The organism is Thermomicrobium sp. (assembly GCF_053493975.1).
Map to the genome: position 1 here is coordinate 1 of NZ_JBRBZA010000018.1, position 24,947 is coordinate 24,947.

Below are 24,947 nucleotides of genomic sequence, written 5' to 3' on the forward strand. Positions count from 1 at the left end.
CATCTCGTCCCCGGGACGGTGCATGACACAGAGCCGGAGACGTCCGACGTCGTTCTCGACTCCCCAGCGGCGTCCCCACACTCGTTCCTGCATCTCGAGTGCTTCGAAAGCGGGCTCAGCTTTCGGGACCATCCGCTCCAGCACGAGGTGATAGTACGCCTCGGTCTGGCGCAACGTGCTCGGCTGCTCGCTCGTATCCATACGTTGGCTCCTCAGGATGCTCGGCTGCTCATCACGAGCATTTTCGCGTGCACTGGCCCGGTTGCCAAGCGTCGTCCGGCCGGCCGATGTCGCGTCCGTGTCGATGCGCACGAAGGAACATGCTGAAAGAGGCTCGGCAGGGTTGCGCGATCCAGAAGCGTCCGATGCTCCGCAGTGTCTCGGTGACGGTGCCTGGCGACACGCCGCTCGCACCAGTGAGTCGCTTCTCCCGAGACGATCGTCGGCTGATCGGGAGGCTGCATCGCGCGACGAGCGATGGTAGGGTACTCCGCGGGGTCGGTGAGGCAGTCGTTTCGTCGCGCGCTCTGCACCTGCAAGGAGGGAAGTCGTGCTCGTAGGAAGCTACCACAACCATCCAGGGTATTGCGACGGTTCGGGGACGGTCGAGGCATACATCGCAACGGCGTGGGAGGCGGGACTGGCGGCGGTGGGGTTTTCGTCGCATGCACCTGTACCGTTCCCGTGCGACTGGACGATGACGGTCGAACGCTTCCAGCAGTACCTGACTGACGTGCGGGCAGCTCAAGAGCGCTGGTCGGGGCGATTTCCCGTGTGGTTGGGGGTCGAACTCGATTACTTGGAACCAGCGTTGGTTCCCGAGGGGATGGCGTTCCAACGAGCGGTCGTGCTGAGCAGTGGCCTCGATTATGCCGTGGTGAGCCTGCACTTCATGGGACGAGACCCGGCGGGTCAGCTCTGGGCGGTCGACGAGTCGGCGGAAGCGTTCGCCCGACAACTCGAGGAAGTCTATCGCGGTGAAGTGCGCCAGTTGATCGAAGACTATTATGGCCTCCTCGTCCGACTGGCTGACTGGGCAGCGAGACTGGATCTGCCTGTCGTCATCGGTCATTTGGACAAGGTCAAGCAGTGGAACGTGGGCGAGCGCTACTTCGCTGAGTCGGCTGCCTGGTACCGAGCTGCCGTGGAGCGAGCACTGCTGGCGATCAGCCGAGCAGGGGTACCGATCGAGTTGAACACGTCGGGCCTCCGCCGCCCGATCGCTGCGCCCTATCCGGGAGAATGGATCCTGCGACGGTGCCGGGAACTGGGGATCCCAGTGTCGATCGGTGCTGATGCTCATCGGCCCGAGGATGTAGGCGCTGGATTCAGCGAGGCGCGGGCGCTCCTCGGTGCCGTGGGGTACCGGGAAACACTCGTCCTGACCGAGCGAGGTTGGGAGACCGCACCACTCGCCTGATCGCACGCGGTCATCCGACGGTGATGCGGTGAACCTGCTATGATTTCGCTGCGGACGAGGAGGGACGCCAGCGTGAGCGCCTATCCGAAGCACATTCAGGATTTTTTACACCTTTTGGAGACCTCGCCGGAGTTCCGGGCACTCGTCCGTTCCTTGTTGCTCTCGGAGGAGCTCTTGCAGCTTCCGGATCTGGTGCGGTCACTCGCGGCCACGCAGGAGCGCTTGGCACAGCAGTTGGAAGCGTTCCAACAAGCGGTGGAGCGTGCGCTAGCAGCGGTCAGTGCGCAACAAGCCGAGACGGCGACGCATATCGCGGCGCTGGTCGAGCGGATGGCACAGGTGGAGCAGCAGCAGGCTGCCACGACCGAACAGATCCGCCAACTCACCGTCAGTATGGAGCGGGTGGAGGCGCAGATCGAGGCCTTGACTACCCGCATGGAGCGGGTGGAAGCGCAGATCGAGGCGCTGACGGCTCGCATGGAGCGGGTCGAGGCGCAGATCGAAGCCCTGACCGCGCGGATGGAGCGGGTGGAAGCCCAGATCGAGGCCCTGACCGCGCGGATGGAACGGGTGGAAGCCCAGATCGAGGCCTTGACGGCGCGGATGGAACGGGTGGAGGCGCAGATCGAGGCGCTGACTGCGCGGATGGAACGGGTCGAGGCGCAGATCGAAGCCTTGACCGAGCAGATGCAGCAGATGGCGGCTCAGATCGCCGCGCTCACCGAGCGGATGCAGGATTTCGAGCGTCGTCTGGAGCGTGTCGAGCGGGATCTCGGACGCCGCAAGGGACTCGTCCTCCCACTGGTGGTCGAGCGTCGGTTCGGTGGCCTCTTCCGCAAAATCCTACGGCGCCCGCGTGTCTTGTCCAGCGAAGAACTCACACGCTTGGTCGAGGATGGCGCGGACGCGGGCCTCCTGGACGAACGGGAGGCGGAGCAACTGCTGCTGGTCGATCTCGTGCTGGAGGGACGCGACGCGACCGACGGAAACGAGCCGATCTACGTCGTTTGCGAAATATCCTGGGGAGTGGGAACCTCGGACATCCTCCGCGCTCGCGAACGGGCGGCACTCCTGGAGCGTGTCGCCCGACGGCCAGTCCGCCCGGCGGTGCTGGGTACCTGGCTCACCCGGGAAGGGGAAGAGGTGCTCGCCGACGTGACGTACGTAGCGGTTCCCGAATCGTTCTTCGACTGAGCGCCTCGTCGAGTCGCGCGTCGGTCGGTCACCAGCTCGGAACCCGCTTCAGGCATGCTGCGGCTGCAGGCTTCGGCCAATGAGGTACTGCCGCGCCGCTCCGATACCCTCTTGCCGATGAGCAGATGGCGATGAGAGGCGCTCGGTGCGTGCGCTCGGGTGAAGAGGGAGTACGTTCGTTCTCCTGGCCAGCACGGGACGGGGCGAGCGCCGTGGGGAGGCACGGTGAAACGCGGGGGCCGGTCCGGTGCTCGGGATCCGAGCCGTCCGGCTGGCGCGACCCTCGGACGCTGCGGTCGCCCGAGTGCCGGCGGTGACGTCCGCAGCGCTGCGGCGACTTCCACCTCGCGGGGCGAACCGCGTTCGTGCCAGCTGGCTCGGCGCAGGGTCGGTTACCCGACATGCTCTCGCCTGCCGCGCAGACCGCGAGACACGTCCGGCGAATCGATGGGGAGTCGGACCCGCCGCAGCGGACTGACTCCCCCTGCGACCGTGGGATATCATCCGCGCTCAACTCACCGCGCTGTTACGCAGTGCGGCGAGCACGCGCTCGGGGGTGATGGGAAGCTCGCTCAGGTGCACGCCGATCGCATCGGCGATCGCGTTGGCGATGGCCGCAGCGGTCGGAACGACGGGCGGCTCACCGACCCCCTTCGCCCCGAACGGACCGATCGGCGAGGGGACCTCGACGAGTTCGACTGTGATCGGCGGTAGTTGGCTCGCTTTGGGCAGATCGTAGTCGAGGAAGGAGGGGTTGAGCGGTTGGCCGTTCTCGCTCCAGCGCATCGCCTCGTGGAGTGCCCACCCGATACCTTGCCCGACGCCACCGTGCACCTGCTCCTCGACGAGTGCTGGGTTGAGTGCGCGCCCGACGTCCTGGATCGCGACCAGATTGAGCACCCGCACCTCGCCGGTTTCCGGGTCGACCGCGACGTGTGCGATCTGTGCGTCGAAGCCAGGGGACTGCTGGCGGACGACGCTCCGGCCTGTGCCGTAGACGGGTGCATACTTGCCACCGAAGACCATGCTCATCTGGGCGATCTCGCGGAGCGTGATCTGGCGATCGGGCATGCCGCGGACGCGGATCGCGCCATCGGCGAGTTCCAGGTCCTCGGGCGCAGCTTCGAGTTCGTTGGCCGCGATCTCGAAGAGCTGCCGCTTGGCATCCTCCGCTGCTGCTTGCACAGCGAGCCCGACCGTGTAGGTGATCTTGCTTCCTCCGCTCATCCCCGCGTAGGGAGCACTGTCGCTCGGCAGGAGCTTGACCCGGATCCGCTCGAGCGGCTGTCCCAGCACTTCTGCCGCGATCATGGCGAGAACGGTGTGCGTGCCGGTGATGTCGACCGCACCGAGCGTGACGGTGAAGGTGCCGTCGTGGTTCAGCCGGATGTTCGCTGCACAAGGTTCGATGCCACCCGGCCATCCACCGACCGCGATGCCCCAGCCTTCGTTGGGGCGGCGCTGACGTGAACGCCAGAGAGGGTGTTGCCGGGCCCGCTCGAGTACTTCGACCAGCCCGATCGGTGGCCAGGGGACACCGTTCGGCTGGAGATCACCAGTCCGCGCGGGGTTGCGGAGACGCAGCTCGAGGGGATCCTGCCCGATGGCCCGGGCGAGCTCGTCGATCAGCTGCTCGAGCGCGAAGGTGGCCTGGGGAGCGCCGGGTGCGCGATACGCCCCGGTCCCAGGCTTATTGGTGAGAACCTCGTAGCCGAGGAGATCGAGATGTTCCCAGCGGTAGGTTCCACCCAAGAGAAGGAGCGCGATATTGACGGGCGCGCCGGGGTAGGCACCCGAGTCGAAGATGACCCGGGCGCGGAGCGCCGTGAGCGTGCCGTCGCGCCGCGCGCCAGCCCGGAGCTCGAGGATCGCGGCAGGGGCCGGCGTGGCGAGCAGAAATTCTTCGGTCCGGGTCAGGACCAGCTTGACCGGCCTGCCGAGCCGCAGCGCGACTGCTGCGACCAGAGGTTCGAGGAGAACGGTCTTGCCGCCGAAACCACCTCCGACTTCCATCGGCACGATGGTCACGAGCTCATGCGGGAGTCCGAGAGTCGTCGCGGTCACGTTGCGGCAATAGAACTGGCCCTGTGTGGTCGTGTAGATGGTGACGCCGCCATCGGGGAGCGGCACAGCTACTGCGGCATGCGGCTCGAGATAGGCTTGGTGGACGAACGGTGTCCGGTAGGTTCGCTCGATCACGACATCGGCGCTGGCGAAACCCTGCTCCACGTCACCCCGCTGGAAGCGCACGGCATTCGTGACGTTGGCTGGTAGGCGCCGGACATCGAGTTCCTCGCCACCAGCGACCGTGGCATGCATGCCAGCTTCTGCCCACTCGCCTTCGAGTTCCTTCGGACGAATCACCGGGGCCTCGGGTGTCATCGCCTCGAGCGGGTCGACGACTGCCGGCAACTCCTCGTACTCGACCTCGACGAGCGCGGCTGCGTCCGCTGCAGCGTACGCTGATTCAGCGACGACGATCGCGACCGGCTGACCAGCATAGATGACCTTGTCTCGTGCCAGCAGATGCCGGGCTCGCTCCGCCGGTTCCGGGCCCTCGGGGAGGAGGTCGTGGCCAGTGAAGACCGCGACGACCCTCGGGGTGCGGCGTGCTGCGTCGCACTCGATGCGGACGATGCGGGCGTGGGCGTACGGACTCGTGACGAGCCGGGCATGGAGGAGCCCAGGAAGATGCACGTCATCGGTATACCGCGCGTCACCGCGCAACTTCGGTTCGGCATCGCGTCGCTTGAGCGGTTTCCCCAGCACGGTCGTCATCGCTTGTAGCTCCCTTTCCTGTCGTGCTCGCCAAGCTGATCCAGTGTACGACGCTCTCCGCTCGCCGGGAAGCTGGCTCGGCGGGACGGCTGCGGCGATGGAGACTCTCTGGTGCTCCGACTCGTCTCCCTGTCCATGGGGTCTACCGAGCTCGCCAGCGGATCGATAGGATGTTCCTGCATGAAGTTCGCGCCGGCCCGTCGAGGTATCACGGTCCTCTTCGGTGCGGTCGCTCGGCCGTTGCAGGAAGGGTGGAGCAACCCGATGAGTGCGGGGAAGATCGCTGTTCTTTGCCCGAACCTCGGCTTGGATCGGATCGGGTCGCTCGGGTCGCTCGCACCGGGCACGGTGATGCGTTTCCGCTCGATCCTCGTTTCGGCGGGCGGGAAGGGACTCAATCTCGTGCGCGCGGCGGGAGCGCTCGGGGCCGACGCGTGCGTGGTCGGCTTCCTCGGAGGTTGGATCGGACGTCTCGTGGCAGAACTTGCCGGGCAAGAGCGGCTCAGGGTGCAGCCCTTCTGGATCGAAGCGGAGACCCGGGTCAACACGATCGTGGTCGAGGACAGCGGTCGGGTGACCGTCTTCAATGAAGAGGGTCCGCGCCTCGACGCGAGTCTGGCGCCTGGGCTGCTCGACTTACTCGAATCGAACCTCGCCGAGAGCGCGCTCGTCGTGGCGATCGGCTCGCTCCCGCCTGGCCTCCCGTCGACGCTGTACGTCGACTGCGTCGGACTCGCTCGTTCGCGCGGCTTGCCGATCATCGTGGACGCCGCGCGGGAAGCACTCGTCGCGGTACTCGCGACCGAGCCGGACATCTTGGCTCCCAACGTGTTCGAGGCCGAGGGCGCGCTCGGGCGAGCGAGCGCCGAACTCGTCACCGATGATCCGGCAGAACTGCGCGAACGGTCCCTTGCCGCCGCGAGGGAACTGGCTCGGGCGGTACGGCTGGCGGCGATCGTCAAAGCGGGGGCAGCCGGCGCGGCGGTCGCCATGAGGGGAGGATCGTGGTTCGTGCCCGCGCCGAGTGCGGTGACCATCCGCAACCCGATCGGAGCCGGCGACGCGTTCGTGGCCGGACTGGCGACTGGGCTCCTGCGCGGTTGGCCGATCGAGCGCGCTGTGCGGCTGGCTGTGGCTGCCGGTTCCGCGAGCGTGGAGACGTTGCAGCCGGGAGCGGTCGAGCGCGGACGGGTCGAGGAGCTCGAGCGCGCCGTCGTGCCGCTCGCCATCGAGTGAGGGAACCGCGGGGATGAGGGTGCCTTCTCCCGCTGGATGGTTCACACGGCAGGGACGACGCGTTGCGTCGCCCGCCGGGCCGCAGGCCCGGGAATGGACGATGATGTCCGCGGACGTTTCTGCATGGCACAGCGGCCCATTGGGCACGCTCGGTTTGCCGGCCCCCAGGGTCGGCGGGTCAGGCAGCGCCTGACCCCTACAGGACGGGGTCGGTCGCCCGACCGGTAATGTCTTCATCGTCGATAGGTGATGCACCGTCGACTCTGTAGGGCAACGTAACGAGTCGCCCGCCGCGCCGATGGCGCGGGTACACCCCTGTCGTCGACGCCCCGGTGAAGATCGACATGGCACAGCGGCTACCGGCGACGGTGTGAGTTGCCGGCCGTGGCGGGCCGGCGGGTCAGCCGAGGCTGACGCCGACGACACGCTGCCGGTCGCGCCGACCGCGGCGTGAGGGTGTCCTACCGAGGATGCACCGCCCCAACCCGGTAGGGGTGACGCGCTGCGTCGCCCGCTCGCGCCAGGGGCGCGGCAACCGGCCGCGGCCCGCGCCCGCGCATGGCCGTTCGACGCAGCACACCGCCGATCGGCCACGATCTCGTCTGCCGGCCCAGCAGAGCCGGCGGGTCAGTCAGCACCTGACCCCTACCGAACGGGGGTCACACCTGACCGTGGTGCCTATGTACCCGACCGGGGATAGGCTGCACCGCCGTGTAGGGGCGACGCCGCGCGTCGCCCGCCGCGCCGAAAGGCGCGGCAGAAGACATGGCGGTATGGAACCAGAGCGGCTATCCAACGATGCCGGTGAGGAATTGGCCACGGGGAATGCGCCTGCCCGGGAGGGCCGGCTGGTGAGGGAGCAGCTGACCCCTCTAGGACAAGGCAATCGACGCTGCCCGATCCCTGAGCAAGTGTTGCGCGGGCTGCCCACCCATGAGGGGTGCCGCGCGGCATCGCCCACCGCACCGACAGGCGCGGCAACCTCGGTGGCATGCACTGGCCGCGTCGAGGATCCCAACGCCACTGAGGTCAGAACGTCGAGAAGATTACCGGTCTGCCAGGGCAGGGGTGCAGACCGTGCCTGACGTCCCACGGCGGTCAGAGACCGCCCGTTCACGCTCGGTATATGCCGTACGAGCGGAGATGAGCCATTCCCCGGTAGGGGCGACGCACTGCGTCGCCGGTACACCCCTGACTCGCGCCGCTCGCCGGTGGCGCCCCTCCTGCACCGTGCAGGAGAGGAGGGAAACTCCCCTCGGTCACTGCTGACCCCGGCGGCGCGGACGGGAGGGTGCGGGCCACCGTCCCCCTCCAGTTTTTCTGGAGAGCGCCGGAGTTCGCGGAATCGACCGCGGCTGCTCGCCCGAGCAGGTTCGGTGCGAGCGTCCGTGGGCACCATGCCTGGCATGCTTCGGGAGAGGCGGCCGGCTCCGGTACGGGCAAAGCGCCGACCGTGCGGCGGTCGAGGGACTCCTCGAGTCAGGTCAAGGCTTCCCGAACGGGCGGGGCGGTCGCTGAGTGAGCAGTCGCCGGACGGCATTGCGTCTCAGGGTCGCTCGCACGGTGTATGCCGGAGACGGCAGCGCCTTCTCCCGACGCTACAGCGCCAGCCTCGTGGCTCGGGCAGTCCTGACCGCTCGCTCCGCGGCGTGGAATGCTTCGCGCACAGCAGGCGATCGACCACCGGCGCACTGGCATACAACGGTCTGGATTTTTCTGCGGGAGTCGAACGAAGGGGCTTCTGGTTCAGGCTTTCGAAATCTTGACATCTCTCTCTGCTACTCTTGCTGTGTCAGTGATATCCTCCTCGGATTGGAGGGACTGGAGTGGTGCAACGAGTTGCCTTGGCGCTGCTGTTGTCGCTCGTGACAGTAAGTGCGACCGTGGGGTCAGCGTACGCCGCTTACGGACAGCTCTTTTACGAGTGGTCAGCCAGCGGTGTGAAGCCACGCGGCGGGATCTGGTACTACTCGGGAAACTATCTCGGGCGTACGGACTGGAACCCGTTACGTGGCGTCAACGCGCTTACGCGGCATGAGAGCAGCGTCTACGTCCGAAACCCGACTGGCGATATTCGTAGTCCCGGTACGGTGTTGTACTTCATCCACGATGGGCAAGTCCGGAGGACGGTTCCTGCTTCCGCGTGGACGATGAGCGGGTGTGGAGCGATCTACCCTCCCGGTGGGCTCGTCTTCGGCGGTTGCACGACCAACGCGCAGTATCTCGGAGGCTTCGACAGCACGAAGCGGGCGCAGGACCGCGGGACCTGGGCGTTCCTGCTCTGCGATGCTGCCGGCTGCTACGGTGGCGTCAGCCGCGACCGGACCTGGACGCTCTGGTAGGAGGTGCATGATGCGGCAGCGGGTCGGACTGATCGCTCTGCTCGGGTTACTCGTCCTGGTCGGCGCGGTCGCGCTGACACGGAGCACGGGGCTGACTGCTCGGTTCCCGGGTCTCGACCGCGTCGAGTCAGCAGCCGAGGCCGCCCGAGAAGGTGGCCGCGAAACCGTGCTGCTGGTGGCAGGCAAGCCGGTCACTGCGGCCGAGTTGGCCGAGATGGAGCACTGGGTCGCGGCCAACCTCACCTGGATGGGTGAGGTGGGAACCAGCGGGGCGGTGACCGCGGAGCAGCGAGCGTTCCTCGAGCGGCAGGCGGGGCTCATCGAGCGACACGGTGTGCCGACGGTCGCGCTCGCCAGCCTCATCGTCGACCGCGCGGTCGCGGCTGCGGCCGAGCGCGAGGGGTTGTGGCCGGACGAGCGGACAGTGCGCGAGCGGGTCGCGCGCGACCGGGAGGTGGCGGCCACCAGCGATGACCCCCGGCTGAAGGCGTATCTGGGAGCGTTCGGCGAGGAAGCCTTCTGGGACGAGCACTACCCGCGGGTGATCGCCCTGGAAATCGCCAAGGAGCGGCTCTACGAGGCGCGGACCAAAGGCGAGCCGGACGCCGCTCGTCGCCAGGCGCTCTGGCTGACCGAAGAGCGGGCGCTCGCGCTCGAGGCGCCGATCGAGGTCGTCGTGCCCGAGCGGTTGCCGGCCTCGATCGATGCGGCGCTGCAGTATCTCGCGGAGTACTATGATCTCCAGCTGAGTGGCTCCGACTCGATCCGCGTGACCAGGTGACCAGCGCGATATCCCGCGGGCTCGCACGAGCCGACGAGTGCGTGGTCATGCGAGACCGCATCGGTGGTCGACGAGCAGGCTCCGGCGGGCGCTGGCGGAGAACGGATCGGTTTCCCAGCGGTGTCGTCGAGCTCGACGGCGGCGCGCAGCAGTGCCGAGTGGAACGTCTTCGTCCGGGGCAGGCCAGCGGGCGCGCGGCGCGCAGTCCCTAGCGCTGGCGGACGGCAGAGCACGCTGACCGACGCGTTCGACTGGCGAATGGTCGCTGCCGGCCGGGCGGCGGGTGGCGAGCGGGTGACCGGACGGATGGCGCCGGCGGGCGAGGCGAGCGCGCACGGGGAGCAGGTGCTCCAGCGATCAGTCGAGGCGGTTACCGGCATACTGGCCGTGGCATGGTCTTCCGGGTGCGCACTGGGCTATCCTGAGCGCAAGGGGAGGGACGATCGCCAGGACGACGAGATGGTGCGACTCGGCTGCTGCGTGGCAGGGCTGGCCGTGTCAGGGTTTCCGGGTAGCGGTCTGACCATCGGTGCGCGTGTCGGGCGATCGTTTCTACCCGTCTCTGCTCTGTTCGGGGTGTCGTTCCCATGCGGTGGTCAGCTGGTTCGGTCGTGGTCCGTGCCTATGCAGCATTGAACGACTTCCTCCCGCCACCGGTGCGTCAGCGCTCGTTCGAGGTACCGCTTCCGTTGGGTGCGACCGTGCGCGATCTCGTCGCCGGGCTCGGCATCCCGCCGCCGGAGGTCGATCTCGTTCTCGTCAACGGAGAGCCGGCCGATTGGGCTGTTCGTCTGCAAGACGGCGATCGAGTCGCGATGTATCCGGTGTTCGAAACGATCGACATCGGGTCGGTGCAACGGTTGCGTCCCGAGCCGCTCCGCGAGCCACGTTTCGTCTGCGATGTCCACCTCGGCCGTTTGGCTGCCTACTTGCGCCTGCTCGGCTTCGACACACGGTACGAGCGTGCGGCGGACGACGCAACGCTGGCGGCATGGTCGGAGCGTGAGCGACGGATCGTGCTGACGCGAGACCGGGAACTCTTGAAACGGCGAGCCGTCACGCACGGGTATTGGCTGCGCTCGGTAGATCCCCGGGAGCAGCTCCGCGAGGTCGTCCGGCGTTTCGACCTGATGGGCAGTCTGCGCCCGTTCGTGCGTTGCCCGCGTTGCAACGGGTCGCTCGTCCGGGTCGAACGCGAAGTGGCACGGCAGCACGTCCCACCGCGTAGCTGGCAGCGTGCTCTCGAGTTCTGGCGATGCAGCGGCTGCGACCAGTTCTACTGGTACGACACGCATTGCCAGCGAGTGGAGGAGCTGATCGAGTGGTTGCGGAGCACTCTGTCAGGGGGACCGACGCACGAACAGGAGACAACAGGTGCGGGCGCTCCCAGAGAGGGCTCAGCCGATGGATGAGACGGCGGGGATCCCGTCGTGCGGTCTTCGTCGTCTTCAGGCTGCGAAGGCTCGGGCGTGACCAGCGCTGTCGGCGCGAGCTAACCTGACCAGCGGACACGGCGGCTCGCCTTGGCGATCACCGGTGTTCGTGGTGGAGCGTGCGTATGTCGTGCTGGGTGGGAGTCGGATCTGTGTCGGTTTTCGCCGGGGTCGTGGTTCGCGCGCTCGGCTGAGGATCAGCGACTCGGCACGAGCCTCAGTCCATGCGGGGTCGAATTGACGAAGCGACCTTTTCGGGGGAGTATTGACCGGTCGAGCATGCCTGGTGACCCTCGACGCGCGAAGCGAGAGGATGGAGCGATGGGGCCAGCGGAACGGGAGCGCTTCGACACGCTCATTCTCGGCGGTGAGGTGATCGACCCGGCGAACCAGCGCTTCGGCCGTTTCGACATCGGGATCCGCGAGGGACGGATCGCGCGCGTGGCGCGTTCGCTGGCGGATGCCGTCGCCGAGCAGGTGATCGATGCGCGGGGTCAGCTCGTGACGCCGGGTCTCATCGACCTCCATACGCACGTCTACTGGGGCGCGACGTACTGGGGCATCGAAGCCGATCCGATCGCGGCGCGGACAGGGGTGACGACCTGGCTGGATGTCGGAAGTGCCGGAGCCTACACCTTTCCTGGTTTCCGCCGGTACATCGTCGAACCGAGCCGGGTTCGGATTCTGGCGCTCTTGAATCTCTCCTCGATCGGCTTGGTCGCCCCGACGTGGGAGTTCGCCAATCTCGACTATTGCGACCTCGAACTCGCTGCCACGATCATCCGAGCGAACCGCGACATCATCCTGGGCGTCAAGGCACGCATCGATGCCAATACCACGCGTGGTGTCGGGATCCGACCGCTCGAGCTGGCTCGTGAGCTCGCTGACCAGCTCGCGCTTCCTCTCATGGTGCATATCGGGAACGGCCCGCCGTCGATCGACGAGGTGGCGGCGCTCCTGCGCCCCGGTGACATACTGACCCACTGTTTCACGGGTGGAACGATGCGGATTCTCACTCCAGAGGGGCGGGTTCATCCCCGCATCCGCGAGCTGCACGAGCGCGGGCTCGTCCTCGATATCGGGCATGGGGCAGGTTCGTTCAGCTTCGAGGTCGCCGAGCGGCTCCTGGCGGAGGGGATCTTGCCTGATGTCATCTCGAGCGATATCCACCAGCTGGCGATCCAGGGACCGATGTTCGATCTTCCCACCACGCTGTCCAAGTTCCTGGCGCTCGGACTCTCGCTGGCGGAGGTCATCGAGCGGGCGACGGTGCGACCGGCCCAGATCATCGGCCGGCCGGAACTGGGGAGTTTGGCCGAGGGAACGCCAGCGGATATCGCCCTGTTCCAGGTGGTCGAGGGGACGTTCACCTTCTACGACGTGGCGATGCAGGCGCGCTGCGGTGACCGGCTTCTCGTCAATACTCTGACGATGGTCGATGGGCGCATTTTGCCCCGGCAAGAGCCGAGCCCGCTTCACCCCTGGGCGCAGCTGCCCGAGCACCAGCGTCCGATCGCCCAAATCGGACACCCTTACCGAGTCGTGCAGGCCCGAGGAGGCTGAATGAGCGAGCGCGATGGCGTCCTCATGCGGGATCAACTGGCAGCACTGCTCGCGGCGAATCCACCGCTACTCCGCGACCTTCCGGCGGTGGAAGTGCAACTCCAACCGCATGGGATCGATTTGACTGTCCGGTCGGTCGCGCGCTTCGCCAGTGCTGGTCAGGTCGGCGAGAACGACGAAGAGCGTCGCCTGCCGGATCTCGAAGTACTCGAGCCGGATGGTGATGGCTGGTGGCAGCTCGAGCCAGGCCCCTACCTCGTGCGCTTCACCGAGACCGTGACGCTTCCAGCGGACTGCATGGCCTATGCCCGCCCGCGCTCGAGTCTGCTCCGTTGTGGCGTCGCGGTGCACACTGCGGTCTGGGATGCTGGATACTCGGGTCAAGGGGTGGCGCTGCTCGTCGTTTACAATCCGAAAGGCTTTCGGCTGCGCCGCTTTGCCCGCATCGCCCAACTCGTGCTGCACCGGCTCGAGCGGCCCGTCAGCGAGGGATACCGCGGTATCTACCAGGGCGAGCGCGGCTGAGGCTCGGCGGCAACGCTGCGCTGTCCTCCGGCGAGCCGGAAGGGAGGTGAGTCATGGCTGCCGAACGGGCTGCGCTGTTCCTGGCGACGCGACTCCCGACGGACCCCAAGGAGGCCAAACGACGCCGGAGTCCGGAGACGGAGCTGGCGGACCAAGAGACGCGGTTGCGCGAACTGGCTGCGCGAGAGCACTACCACGTGACGCACGTTTTCAGCGAGATCCTCCCCGAGTTTCCGGAGCAACGCCCCGGCCTCAAGGCGCTGCGCACGGCGATGTGGCTGCGCCAGATCGACGTGATCTTGGTGCCGTCACCGGAGTGTCTCTATCGGGACCCCGAGCGTCTCAAGGCCTTCTTGATCGAGGCGCGGACCCTGGGGGAACGTGTCGAATTCCTGGAGGTACCGCCGCTGTACGCTTGGATCGTGAAAGAGTACGGCTGGCCGCGCGAGCGGTCGAGATGAACGAGGGAAGACATGCTCAGGCGAATCGTCGGTGCGCTGCGGCTCGACCCCACGGTCTACCGGGAACTCCGCGATGATCCGACTGCCACAGTGCCGGCACTCCTGTTCGTCCTGCTCTGTGTCCTGGCAGCCGGCGTTGCCGGGTTGCCCGGCGGAGGTCCGACCGCCTTCGGCATCGTGGCTGCTTCTGCCTTCGTCTCCTGGACGATCTTCGTCGTCGCAGCTTACATCTTCGGTACGAAAGCGTTGCCAGGACCGGAGACGGAGGCGACGTTGGGAGCGCTGGTGCGGACGCTCGGCTTCGCCCTGGCGCCGAGTCTCTTGCTCGTGTTCGGAATCGTTCCCGCGCTGCAGCTGGTCGTCGTGCCGCTCGCTTTCGTTTGGACTTTCTTCGCGACGCTCATGGCGCTCCGAGAAACATTGGCGGTGGGTACGCTGCGGGCGTTGCTGGTCGCGGTGCTCTCGTACGGCGCTGCTGCTCTCGTCGGCAGTGTCTTGACACCGCCGGGACCGTCCAGCTGAATGCGGAGCGTGACCAGGCTCGGTCCGGGAAGGGGGGATGAATGAGCGGAGCAGCGACGGAACGCGCCGCGCAGCTCCGAGTTCCCGTGGAACGTCTGCGACGCCGACTCGATCCAGCGACCTTGCCGTTCGAAACGACCGCCGAAGTGGATCCCGTTGTGGGGACGGTCGGGCAACCGCGGGCGCTCGAAGCGCTCGAGTTCGGTCTGGAGATCGCGTCCTACGGCTACAACGTCTACGTCGCGGGGCGTCCCGGTTCTGGGCGCGAGAGCACAGTGCTCCGGCTCGTGGAACAGATCGCGGCGAAGCGCGCGACACCGCCGGATTGGGTTTACGTTCACAACTTCCAGGATCCCGAACGTCCCGTCGCGATCGCCCTGCCAGCTGGGCGGGGGGTGCAGCTGGCGCGCGATATGGACGAGTTCCTGCGAGCTGCCCAGCAAGCGATTCCGCGAGCGTTCGAGAGCGAGGAGTACGACCGGCGGCGCCGGGTGATCATCGATCGCTTGAACCAAGAACGCGAACGCTTGTGGGAGGGCGTGCGGCAGTTCGCGCAGCAACTTGGCTTTACGGTGGAGCTGACGCCAGCGGGCGTGATCAGTGTGCCGCTGGTGCAGGGAAGGCCGCTGGCACCCGAGGAATACGAGAGGCTTCCCGAGCCAGTACGGGCGGAACTGGAGCGGCGCAACCAACGGATTCAAGATCGTGTGGCTGATGCACTGCGGGAGGTGCGCCGTCTCGAGCGCGAGACGGCCGAGCGGTTGCGCCAACTCGACCGGGAGGTCGCGCTCTTTGCGGTCGGCGGTCTGTTCGAGGAACTCCGCGAGCGGTACCAGGATCTTCCCCAGGTGCTCGCCTTCCTGGAGCAGGTGCGCGAGGATATTCCCGAACACCTGCACGACTTTTTCCCGCCGCAACTTCCGGGTGTGCCAGCACCGATCGCCCAGCTGCAAGCGTTGCAACAGCAGGAGCATCTCGCGCGGTATCGCGTGAACGTGTTCGTCGACAACAGCCAAACGCGCGGTGCGCCAGTGATCTTCGAGCGCAATCCCTCGTACTACAACCTGGTCGGGCGAATCGATTACCGGGCGACGTTCGGCGCGATGGTGACTGACTTCAGCCAGATCCGGGCCGGGGCCTTGCACCGGGCGAACGGTGGGTTCCTCGTCGTCCATGTCCTCGACCTTCTGACCAACCCGTTCGCCTGGGATGCGCTCAAGCGGGCGTTGATCACGCGCCAGGTGGTGATCGAGAATCTCGGCCAGCAGTATGCGGTGCTGCCCACGGCGACGCTGCGACCGGACCCGATCCCGCTGGACGTGAAAGTCGTCCTGGTCGGCTCGCCGCTCCTGTACTATTTCCTCGCTGCCTACGACGATGATTTCCGCGAACTCTTCCGCGTGCGGGCCGACTTCGCCCCGGACATGGACTGGAACGACCAGCACGTGATGGGCTATGCGGCCTTCATCAGCCGGGTGGTGCGGGAACAAGGATTGCGCCACTTCGATCGCAGCGCGGTGGCGCGCGTGATCGAGTATGGAGCGCGCCAGGTCGAGCATCAGCGCAAGCTCTCGTCGCAGCTCCTGGAGATCGGGAACCTGGTCGCGGAGGCGAGTTACTGGGCTGGCAAGGCTGGACGCGAGATCGTGACGGCCGAGGATGTGGAGACAGCGATCCGCAAGAAGCAGTACCGTTCCGACCTCCTCGCCGAGCGGGTGCGCGAACTGATCGCCGAAGGAACGCTCAAGATCGAGACGAGCGGCGCGCGGGTGGGGCAGATCAATGGCCTGGCGGTCATCGAGCTCGGTGACTTCGCCTTCGGGAAACCGTCGCGCGTGAGCGCGCGCGTCTCGCTGGGGCGCGGCAATCTGATCAGCATCGAGCGAGAGATCGCGTTGTCCGGCCCGATCCACTCGAAAGGCTTCTTGATCCTCTCCAACTACTTGGCCGGTGCCTATGCCCAGGATTTCCCGCTCGCCATTACCGCGTCGATCACCTTCGAGCAGGCATACGAGGAGATCGAGGGTGACTCGGCTTCCTCGACCGAGCTCTATGCCCTACTCTCCGCGCTTTCCGGACTGCCGATCAAGCAAGGGATCGCGGTCACCGGCTCGGTGAACCAGTACGGCGAGGTGCAGGCGATCGGTGGCGTGAACGAAAAGATCGAGGGGTTCTTCGCCGTCTGCAAGGTGCAGGGACTGACCGGTGAGCAGGGTGTCATCATCCCGACGGCCAATGTCCAGCATCTGATGCTGGACGAAGAGGTGATCCAGGCGGTCGCTGAGGGGAGGTTCCACATCTGGGCGGTCGACTCGGTCGATCAGGGGATCGAGATCTTGACTGGTGTACCGGCTGGTGAGCGCCAGCCTGATGGCACGTATCCAGAGGGGACGGTCCACCGTCTGGTGATGGATCGGCTGCGCAGCTATGCCGAGCGGATGCGCGATTTCGGCCGCCGGGAGGAACGCGAGGAGCGGTCGGAGCGAGCCGAGGCAGCTGATCCGGAGCCGGCTGGCGAGCACTAGCGCCGCTGGACCAAACGTTCCCGGATCCGCTCCACGAGGAGCTCGATCCCGCGTGTTCGCTGTTCCGGGTCGGCTGGTGCGATGCCGAGCCAACGCAGGAGCAGGGCGACCGCAGCCGTGAGAATCGCGGCTGCCGCGGCGACGAGCGCGAGCAAGAGGATGCTCATCGTCGCCGCCCTCGTGGACATGGTGTGTCAGGCAGCACAGGCACGCCCGGTGCGCCTCGTCGGAACCCGGTCGTGGGACTGCCTCGGGCGCAGCGCAAGAAGGAGCGGGGCGGAGCGATCAGGGGATGCCGGCCTCGTCGCGCGCGAGCGACTCTGGCTATCCTTCCTGCCGTGCAGGGAGGACACGGCGCCGAATGACCGGCGTCGTGCAGCCAGCGAGGAGACGTGACGATCGAGTGGATGAACCCGGGCACGCTCATCTTCTTGATCGGATTCGTCGTGTTACCGCTCGTGATCCTGGCGACATCGCTGTGGACGTTGCGCAGCGAGCGCTCCCGTCGCGCGCGCCGGCCTCAGGAGCCAGCCGAGCGTTCGCCAGTCGATCCCCCGAGCCCGAAGGCGTCGTGAATCGCTGGCACGGCGCGTGCGACCTCGTCTTCGCGGATCACGAACGAAATGTTGAGTTCCGACGACCCTTGCGCGATGGCGACGATATTGATGCGGTGTTGACCGAGGGTCCCGAAGACGCGGCCAGCGACGCCGGGTGTCCCGCGCATCCCGGCACCGACGACGGCGACGATGGCCATACCGGGTTCCTCCCAAATGCGCGCGACGCGTCCCTTGAGGAGATCGAGTTCGAATTCCCGCTCCAGCGCCCGCAACACTTTGCTGGCATCGGTGCGCCGGACGACGAAACCCAGGCTGTGCTGGGACGAGGCCTGGAAGACCATATAGACATTGACACCCGTCCGGCCGACCGTCTCGAAGACGCGGGCAGTCACGTCAGCGACGCTGAGGAAGCCGGATCCCTCGACGGTGATGACGCTCACGCCGGGAATCGCGGTGATCGCCTTGACGACCGAACCGTTCGAGCTGGTGTCCGGACCGATTCGGGTGCCCGGGTGCTCGGGGTTGAACGTGTTCTTGATCCAGATCGGGATACCACGCTCGGCAGCTGGCTGCATGGTACGCGGGTGGATAACCTTGGCGCCGAAGTAGGCGAGCTCGGTCGCCTCGGCGAAGGAGATCGCTGGCAACGTGCGGGCACTGGGGACGAGTCGCGGATCGGCCGTCATGACGCCATCGACATCGGTCCAGATCCACACCTCGTCGGCGTCCAAGGCGTGGGCCAGGATGGAGGCGGAAAAGTCGGAGCCGCCCCGGCCGAGCGTCGTGACCGCGCCCTTCGGCGTGGCCCCGAAGAAGCCCGTGACGACGGGCAGCTTGCCAGCTTCCAGGAGCGGCACGAGGACCGCCTCGGCGCGTGCCCGGGTCTCCTCGAGCAGCGGGTTGGCACTCCCGAAGTGGTCATCGGTGACGATCACCTTGTCACTGTCGACGGCGGTCGCTGCAATCCCGCGCTCCTCGAGCACGGCGGCAATGAGGACCGCGCTCATCCGCTCGCCGAAAGAGACGATCCAGTCGAGCGCACGCGGCGAGAGGTCACGCAGGACATGGACGGACTCGACGAGACGCGCACAACGGGTGGCGAGTTCGGTCAGGCGGTTGACCGTCGCCTCGAGGCGCGCGGCGGTCGGGATCAGTTCTGCAGCCACCCCGCGATGTCGCTCGACCAGTTCCCGCTGGAGCGTCGCCGCCGCCTGCTCGTCCCCCTCGGCAGCTGCCTGAGCGGCCGCGATGAGCTGGTTGGTGACACCGCTCATGGCAGAGACGACCGCCACGAGGCGGTTGTCCTGACGGTACGCATCGGTGAGGATCCGAACCGTGCGATCGATGGCCGCGGCGCTCCCGACCGACGTTCCCCCGAACTTCATCACCCGCATCGCGTTGGCATCCTTTCTGGGAGCCTTCGGCTCCATCGTCTCCCGAAGCATCTCGGAGGGGAAAGGATACTCGAAGTCGTGCCGTGGCATGCAGAAAGGATGCGATGATCTCGCAACGCAGCTCATGGTCGGAGAGGACGGTGACGCGAGCAGGGGCACTCTGCGCGCGACCAAGGTGTGCACCGCGGGTAAACTGCCCGTACCACCATGGCAACAGACAGCGGTGCTAGACTTCTCGTGATTTCTACCGGACGGCCAGAAAGACCGCGAACCCAAAGCTCTTGCTGCGCGACGACGGAGAGGGAAGCGAGTTCCAGCGAGCGATGACCAGCCGAACCACACTCGTCCACAAGCAACCGCCCGACCTCACCGACGAGGAGCTCGTCGCACGGTTCCGGTCGGGGGACCGCGAGGCGTTCGCGCTGCTCTACGAGCGATACGTCGACCGGATCTACGATTTCGTCGTGCGTTCGGTGCGCGATCGGGAGGTCGCGGCCGACCTCACCCAGGACACGTTCCTCAAGGCGATGCAAGGGCTGCGGGCTCGCCACGTCCAAGGCTCGCTGCGCGCCTGGCTCTTCACCATCGCGCGCAACACCGTCATCGACTACCAGCGCCGCCACCGCACGACTGCGTTCTCGCAACTCCCTTCCCCGGAGGGGGAGGAGTGGGTGCCGGAGCTCCCAGCCAGTGGACCGGAGGCCGAGCCGGAGGAGACGGCACGAAGGCGCGAACTGGCCGAGCTGGTCTGGCAGGCAGCGCGCGGGTTGCCGCCCAGCGATTACACCATCCTGGAACTGGCGCTGCGGCACGACCTGACGCCAGCTGAGGTGGCCCGCGTCGTCGGTGTCCGGCGAGGGGCGATCAACACCCGTCTTAGCCGGGTGCGCGATGCACTGGAAGAGAGCTTCACGGTTCTCTTGTTGGCTCGTCGCGGGCGCGAAGACTGCCCTGAATTGGCGCGCCTGCTGGAGGGCGTCGCGCTGCCGCAGGGGTTGACACCCGAACTCCGGCGCGCGGTTGCGCGCCATGTCGACCAGTGCGAGATCTGTCAGCGCAATCGCCGAGCCGTCAGCGCGGTCGATCTCCTCCCGGCACTGGCACCGGTCCTGCCGGCGCTGGAGGTCCGGGCGCAGATCCGGCAGGCGCTCGAGCAGGCGGCGGCGACGCCAGGCCCGACACCGCACGCCGTGCGGACACTGCGGGAACGGCTCGGGCAGTCGGTTTGGGGGAAGGCGCTCGCGGGCTTGGTGGCGGGAGTGACGGTGCTCGTCTCGGCGGGCTGGGCCTATCTGAGTTGGGGCACCGCGCCAGTGACGGTGGAGACCCGGAACTGTCCGCCGCTCGAGCTGCGCTTGGCGGGGCCGGCAGAGCTCGTCAGTCGGGCGCTGGGGGTGCCGAGTCTCTTCGTCCCGGAGCAGCCGGCGATGTTCCGTCTACCGGTCGGTGACGCCGAGGTTCAGGTGAGCGAGCGCGAGGCGACGCTGCGGTTCGCCGGCATACCGGTGCGTCTCCGGATCCTGGCTGATCTTGCCGAGGTCAGCTGGGACGGAGAAGCGTTGCTCGGGCAGGGGCCAGTGCAGCGGCAGGTCAGTCGGGCGTCGCCACCGACGGTCGTGCTGGTCTGTCGCTGACAGCGCGGTGTAACCGGGCCGGGTGCTCGTCCGTTGTATGCGATGAGCACCCGGTTGGCACGTGTCCGGAGAAAGGGGGAGGGAAAAGCAACGGAAGCGCGTTCCGATTCCTCGAGCAGAGACTGAGCATGACGACGCACCAGGTGGGTGCGCCGACGTGCGGGAGCGAAGGAGGGTTCTGAACCGATGTCCCGCAATGGGAGGTGGCTCGTCACGGTGATCATCGCTGGCGCACTCACTGTGGGAGCGTGCGGTGTGCCGGTGACACCGGTTCCGACGACTCCAGCAGTCGTCACACCCCAGGCAGCCAGTACGGGGACAGCGACCGGCTCGAGTAGCAGCACTGTTTCGTCACCGGCAGGGCCGACAGCACAGCCTGCGAGTACTGCCGCAGCTCCAGGCAACGTACTAGGACCGCTTTCGCCCGTCGCGACTGTAGCCTCCGCCCCGAGTTCGACTTCGACGCCGACGGCGACGCCAACGCCGACAGCCACGCCCACGCCGGCGCCAACTCCCTCACCGACAGCAACGCCTACCCCCACGCCGACGCCGACCCCGACACCGGCACCGGGCGACGATACGCCGCCCACCACGACCGCGGGGTGCGATCTCGCGGTCGGCATCGGTCTCCTCGAGACGATACCGGGCAAATACCAGGTCACTGTCGGGCTGGACGGTGTGGGAGGGGCGAGTTGTCCGGCGCCGACGACGCTCAGCCTGAGCGTTTCGCCGAGCAGCGCACTGAGCTTCGGCCCGCTAGGGTTGGCCTACGAGTACAACGGGACGGCCAGCTGGAGTTGCAGCGGGACCACTTGCACTGCGGTGGGGACGGTCCCCGGTAACCCGCCCGGTACCATGTACCAGGTCGGCTTCCAGACGATGGCGACGTTGTCAGGCGGGTCAGCGCAGCTCTGCGCGACGGTGGCGAACGCTGCTGACGCGAATGCCGCGAACGACACCAGGTGCGAGGCGTTACCGTGAGCAGAGCACCCCGCGTGCCGAACACCGGAGGCCGTGCTCCTCGCGTCGAGTCGCACCGGCCACAGGGAGAACAGCCGGTCGCGGTGGTGCACGAGTTCACTCGGACCGAGCGGGCGCGACACCTGGCGCCGAGCCAGCGCAAGACCGTTGGTCTCGTGGAGAGGAGGTCATGACGATGCGTCAGTGCTTCCGCATCTTTCCGGTCCTCATGGTGGCGGCTGCGCTCGTGCTCGGCGCGTGCAGCGGCTCGCTGCTCGGAAACCCGACGCCTATCCCGTCTCCGATCGCCGGGATCGTGTGTCCACCGGGAACGGTCGGCTCGACACTGTCGGTCGGTCCAGGGCAGCCGTTGACGCCCCGGCCTGCGTTCATCATGAAGTATCACCCGGCGTTGGTTTATACCGGTGTCTTGCCCTCTCCCACTCCGGCTCATTTGCACGTCCTGCACAGCTTCAACACCGTCCCGGGAGCTGGATCGATCGTCGCTGCGTGGGTGACGGTTTGGATGAGGCCGGTCGAGGGCGACGGGAGAGATGCGCTCATCGCCATTGAGAATCCAAATTATGCTCCAGGACTTCCCTATCTCCAGCAGCTTGGCACTAATACCGCCGTGTCACAGCCGTGGACGGCGGCCAACTATCCGAACGTCGTCCCCATCGTGATGCAGCTACAACCGGCTTCGCTCAACGTGCTCAACGCGAACAGCTTTCTGGACGTGATAATTTCGTATAATGCACAAGTGCAGTCGTTGCACCTTACCGTCTGTGTGCCGCCGACGCCGACACCGACCAAGACCCCGCTCGCGCTCACGCCGAGCGGTGTGGGCACCGTCACCGGCCCGTCGACAGCGCTCGATGGCGAGGCTGCGCCGACCCCGACGCCGACGAAGACACCGACCCCCAAGCCTTCTCCGGTCGGGACGACGTTGGTGGGCGGCAATCCCACGTGCATCCCCGGTGACGAGTGCTGGCCGACCCCGACCCCGACGCCGACCGTGATCAAGAAGCCCACGATCGCGCTGCCGACGATCGTGCTGCCGACGCCGACCCCGACCCCAACGGCAACGCCGACCGCGACACCGAGTCCGACGCCAACACCGATGCCCACCCCTACCCCGACGCCTACACCGACACCGACCGTAACGCCGACGCCGGCTCCCACCCCCACGCCGCAGGCCGCTTGCGACATGGTCACCGAGAAGGCGATGGTGCCGACTGGGCAGCCGAACGTCTATACGGTCGTGGTCACGGTGGCGAACATCGGGGGCGGCTCGTGTCCCACTGGTACGGAAGCGGTCGATTACCCAGGGGCGAACATCACGCTGAGTGGACCACTGACGATCACCCAAACGGGCGGCACGGTCTCGTGGAACTGTGTCAACTTCGGGTGCACAGCGCAAAATCCGATCCCGCCCGGCTACATCGCACAGTTCAGCTTCACGGCCACGGTGAGCCAGAAGCCAGAGACCAACTGCGTGCGGGTGACCGTGCCGCAGAATGCGGACGTCAATCTCGGGAACAACTTCTACTGCGTGACGGTGCAGTGACTGCGCGGCCACGTTCAGCCCACACAGCCGGTGCGGAGCCAGCTGACCGCAAGGCTGGCTCCGTACCCTCGGCAACGGGAGAAGTACCATCCTTGGAGTGCGTGCGCTGCGGTCGAGCGCGCCACCGCAGCGCGGGAGCGAGACGATGCGGGCGACTCCTCGTGCAGCGTGCCGATCCACGACCGCGGTAATCGTGCTGGTCGCGGTTGCCTGGCTCCTCGCTGCCTGCGAGGGGACACTCGTGCCGCTGGTGACTCCGACCCCGCTCGCCGAGCGCGGCGCGACCCCCTTACCGGTGGTCCTTCCCAGCCCTTCCCCCGCTGCCGCGCCGGCGAGCGAGGCGAGCCCTACGGCGATCGCGTCGAGTCCGACCGCGCCGTCGCAGACTGTGACTGCCGAGACGACGCCGGCGCTCCAGCCGACCGTCACCGTTCGGCCCACGCCCACGGTCGCGAGCCGACCGGCTGTTCCCGCTCCGTCCACCGGTACCCTCACCCCGACCAGGCCGGTCGAGCCTGGACCGCGCGAGACGCCGACTCCGGTCGGGACCTGCGATCTGGCCTTGGACAAGACGGTCGCACCGCTGACTGCTGGGACGGCAGTGGTCGTGATCCTCACGGTGCAGCAGCTCGGGACAGCGACCTGCCCGGCCGGTGCCTTGGTCAGCGATCCGCTTCCGGCCGGATTCCGGCTCCAGTCGGAGGTCCGTATCGTCGAGGTAGGCGGCGTTGGTGCGTGGCAATGCGAGGGCACGACCTGCCGGGCCGGTGAGCCCCTGTCACCGGGCTACCGTGCGACCTTCACGTTCACGGTCAGTGGCGAGGCTGGGAGTGCGGCCGAAAACTGTGCGCTCGTCGCAGTCGAAAACGACGCCGATCCGGCCAACGACGCGAGCTGCGTGACGCTGGGACCTTTCCCCACGGCACCCGTCACGCCCACTCCGCCTCCCGTCGCTTGCCTCTTCGGTTTCGAGAAGGCGATTCGCCTCGGTGAACCGAACACGGGAGGACAGGCGAGAAGCGCGACGATGACCATCCGGATCCGCAACGCTGGCCCGGAGGAGTGCGCGGTGCGCTGGCCGGAGTTCGTGGTAGCCGATCTCTTGCCCACTGGGATGAGTCTGAGCGGCGCGGTCCGCCTGAATGCGGCCGCGTGGAGCTGTCGCGCGAGCGAGAGAGCGTTCCAGTGCAGTGGCCCTCCTCCGCAGCCGGGCAGCGAGGTGATCGTGACGGTGGAGGTGGTCGTCGCCGCCGAGGCGGAACGGGCGGTGAATTGCGCCACGCTCGACCCGGTCGGGGCACAAGCCTGCGCAGTACCGACTCTCAGCCGCGGATGAGTGACGATCGGCTCGGCGGGCGGCGCGAGGCTTTCCCTCCGGAGCGACAGCGCAGCGGTCGTCCTGAAGTGCCACGCTGAGTCGGTGTGCCGAGCAGCCAGCCAACGCGTCGGCCACTGGTGCCCATGCTCGTCACGCTGGCAGGCTGTGTAGTCCGGCGCCTTTGCTGGTGGTTCGTTCGGAATCCCGCGGCCGAGCGACGGTCGAGCAACTGCGGTGTGACGATTCTCCATATCGGGTGTCGCTGAGTGGTGGGCGTGTGTGAGGCCTGGGTCGGCTCGTGCATCGTTTCGGTACGAGCGAGCATCGCTCCAACGAGCTCGGCTGGGGTATACTGCTCGATCTAGGGATGGCGGGGATAGTCCGTCACACCGAGCAGCGAGCGTGGACGGATCGAGGGGAGAGAAGAGGGGGTGACTGTGGAGCACCGGATCCGGATCGAGTACTGCACGAGCTGAGGATATCGGGGACGAGCCACCCGTGCGGTGGAGTTGCTTTTGGACAAGTACGAACTCCTCCAGATCGGTGAGATCGCCTTGGTTCCCTCGTCAGGTGGGCGTTTCGAGGTCACGGTGGACGGCGAGCTGGTCTTCTCCAAGCTCGCTGAGAAACGCTTCCCGGAGGATGGGGAACTCCTCGAGTTGGTCGGAGCGCGGATCGGCGCGGCCTGAGCTGGTCGGTCACCGGCGAGGCCAGGACACACGGCGGGCGAGAGGTGA

At 67.0% G+C, this 24,947-nt stretch carries 19 protein-coding genes and 1 pseudogene; 16 read left to right on the forward strand and 4 right to left on the reverse strand.

Annotation, left to right across the window (positions count from 1 at the left end):
• Positions 1-201, reverse strand: a pseudogene (locus tag ACWIVK_RS04145) (dimethylarginine dimethylaminohydrolase family protein); the annotation flags it as partial.
• Positions 202-550: 349 nt separating this feature from the next.
• On the opposite strand from ACWIVK_RS04145, the gene ACWIVK_RS04150 reads away from it, so the two are divergent.
• Positions 551-1,420, forward strand: coding sequence for a histidinol-phosphatase (locus ACWIVK_RS04150; protein WP_448575317.1), 870 nt, complete (start codon positions 551-553; stop codon positions 1,418-1,420).
• 72 nt (positions 1,421-1,492) lie between these two features.
• Entirely contained in the window at positions 1,493-2,614 is a 1,122-nt protein-coding gene (locus ACWIVK_RS04155; protein ID WP_448575318.1) for an ATP-binding protein, read from the forward strand.
• Between the two features lie 510 nt (positions 2,615-3,124).
• On the opposite strand, the gene ACWIVK_RS04160 is transcribed toward ACWIVK_RS04155, so the two are convergent.
• Positions 3,125-5,392, reverse strand: coding sequence for a xanthine dehydrogenase family protein molybdopterin-binding subunit (locus tag ACWIVK_RS04160; protein WP_448575319.1), 2,268 nt, complete (start codon positions 5,390-5,392; stop codon positions 3,125-3,127).
• A 180-nt stretch (positions 5,393-5,572) separates the two neighbouring features.
• Here ACWIVK_RS04160 and ACWIVK_RS04165 point away from each other — a divergent pair, with 180 nt between their 5' ends.
• The 9 genes from ACWIVK_RS04165 to ACWIVK_RS04205 all read left to right on the forward strand — a co-directional run bounded on the left by ACWIVK_RS04165 (position 5,573) and on the right by ACWIVK_RS04205 (position 16,780).
• Complete coding sequence (locus tag ACWIVK_RS04165) at positions 5,573-6,628, forward strand: 1-phosphofructokinase family hexose kinase (protein ID WP_448575320.1); 1,056 nt, start codon at positions 5,573-5,575, stop codon at positions 6,626-6,628.
• 1,826 nt (positions 6,629-8,454) lie between these two features.
• Positions 8,455-8,970 carry a hypothetical protein gene (locus ACWIVK_RS04170; protein WP_448575321.1) on the forward strand — a complete coding sequence of 172 codons (516 nt, stop codon included), beginning with the start codon at positions 8,455-8,457 and terminating at the stop codon, positions 8,968-8,970.
• Between the two features lie 10 nt (positions 8,971-8,980).
• Positions 8,981-9,751, forward strand: a complete 771-nt coding sequence (locus tag ACWIVK_RS04175) for a hypothetical protein (protein WP_448575322.1) — start codon at positions 8,981-8,983, stop codon at positions 9,749-9,751.
• Positions 9,752-10,338: 587 nt separating this feature from the next.
• Entirely contained in the window at positions 10,339-11,163 is an 825-nt protein-coding gene (locus tag ACWIVK_RS04180) for a Mut7-C RNAse domain-containing protein (RefSeq protein WP_448575323.1), read from the forward strand.
• Positions 11,164-11,505: 342 nt separating this feature from the next.
• On the forward strand, positions 11,506-12,747 hold the full coding sequence (locus tag ACWIVK_RS04185; RefSeq protein ID WP_448575324.1) for an amidohydrolase/deacetylase family metallohydrolase: 1,242 nt from the start codon (positions 11,506-11,508) through the stop codon (positions 12,745-12,747).
• On the forward strand, positions 12,748-13,272 hold the full coding sequence (locus ACWIVK_RS04190; RefSeq protein ID WP_448575325.1) for a deoxyuridine 5'-triphosphate nucleotidohydrolase: 525 nt from the start codon (positions 12,748-12,750) through the stop codon (positions 13,270-13,272).
• A gap of 53 nt (positions 13,273-13,325) precedes the next feature.
• Positions 13,326-13,733 carry a hypothetical protein gene (locus ACWIVK_RS04195; protein WP_448575326.1) on the forward strand — a complete coding sequence of 136 codons (408 nt, stop codon included), beginning with the start codon at positions 13,326-13,328 and terminating at the stop codon, positions 13,731-13,733.
• Positions 13,734-13,745: 12 nt separating this feature from the next.
• On the forward strand, positions 13,746-14,255 hold the full coding sequence (locus ACWIVK_RS04200) for a YIP1 family protein (RefSeq protein ID WP_448575327.1): 510 nt from the start codon (positions 13,746-13,748) through the stop codon (positions 14,253-14,255).
• A gap of 41 nt (positions 14,256-14,296) precedes the next feature.
• Positions 14,297-16,780, forward strand: coding sequence for a Lon protease family protein (locus tag ACWIVK_RS04205; RefSeq protein ID WP_448575328.1), 2,484 nt, complete (start codon positions 14,297-14,299; stop codon positions 16,778-16,780).
• Here ACWIVK_RS04205 and ACWIVK_RS04210 read toward each other — a convergent pair.
• Together ACWIVK_RS04210 and ACWIVK_RS04215 are read right to left on the reverse strand one after the other, a co-directional pair.
• Complete coding sequence (locus ACWIVK_RS04210; protein WP_448575329.1) at positions 16,777-16,947, reverse strand: hypothetical protein; 171 nt, start codon at positions 16,945-16,947, stop codon at positions 16,777-16,779. The genes ACWIVK_RS04205 and ACWIVK_RS04210 overlap by 4 nt on opposite strands.
• Positions 16,948-17,300: 353 nt before the next feature.
• Positions 17,301-18,731, reverse strand: a complete 1,431-nt coding sequence (locus tag ACWIVK_RS04215) for an aspartate kinase (protein WP_448575330.1) — start codon at positions 18,729-18,731, stop codon at positions 17,301-17,303.
• Positions 18,732-19,054: 323 nt separating this feature from the next.
• Here ACWIVK_RS04215 and ACWIVK_RS04220 point away from each other — a divergent pair, with 323 nt between their 5' ends.
• The 5 genes from ACWIVK_RS04220 (at position 19,055) to ACWIVK_RS04240 (ending at position 24,899) form a co-directional block, all read left to right on the forward strand.
• Positions 19,055-20,365, forward strand: a complete 1,311-nt coding sequence (locus ACWIVK_RS04220) for a sigma-70 family RNA polymerase sigma factor (RefSeq protein ID WP_448575331.1) — start codon at positions 19,055-19,057, stop codon at positions 20,363-20,365.
• Between the two features lie 186 nt (positions 20,366-20,551).
• Positions 20,552-21,346 carry a hypothetical protein gene (locus ACWIVK_RS04225; RefSeq protein ID WP_448575332.1) on the forward strand — a complete coding sequence of 265 codons (795 nt, stop codon included), beginning with the start codon at positions 20,552-20,554 and terminating at the stop codon, positions 21,344-21,346.
• 169 nt (positions 21,347-21,515) lie between these two features.
• Positions 21,516-22,892: an autotransporter gene (locus ACWIVK_RS04230; RefSeq protein WP_448575333.1), complete on the forward strand. Its 1,377-nt coding sequence runs from the start codon at positions 21,516-21,518 to the stop codon at positions 22,890-22,892.
• Between the two features lie 145 nt (positions 22,893-23,037).
• Positions 23,038-24,228, forward strand: coding sequence for a hypothetical protein (locus ACWIVK_RS04235; RefSeq protein WP_448575334.1), 1,191 nt, complete (start codon positions 23,038-23,040; stop codon positions 24,226-24,228).
• Positions 24,229-24,713: 485 nt separating this feature from the next.
• Positions 24,714-24,899 carry an Rdx family protein gene (locus ACWIVK_RS04240; RefSeq protein WP_448575335.1) on the forward strand — a complete coding sequence of 62 codons (186 nt, stop codon included), beginning with the start codon at positions 24,714-24,716 and terminating at the stop codon, positions 24,897-24,899.
• Positions 24,900-24,947 lie beyond the last annotated feature (48 nt).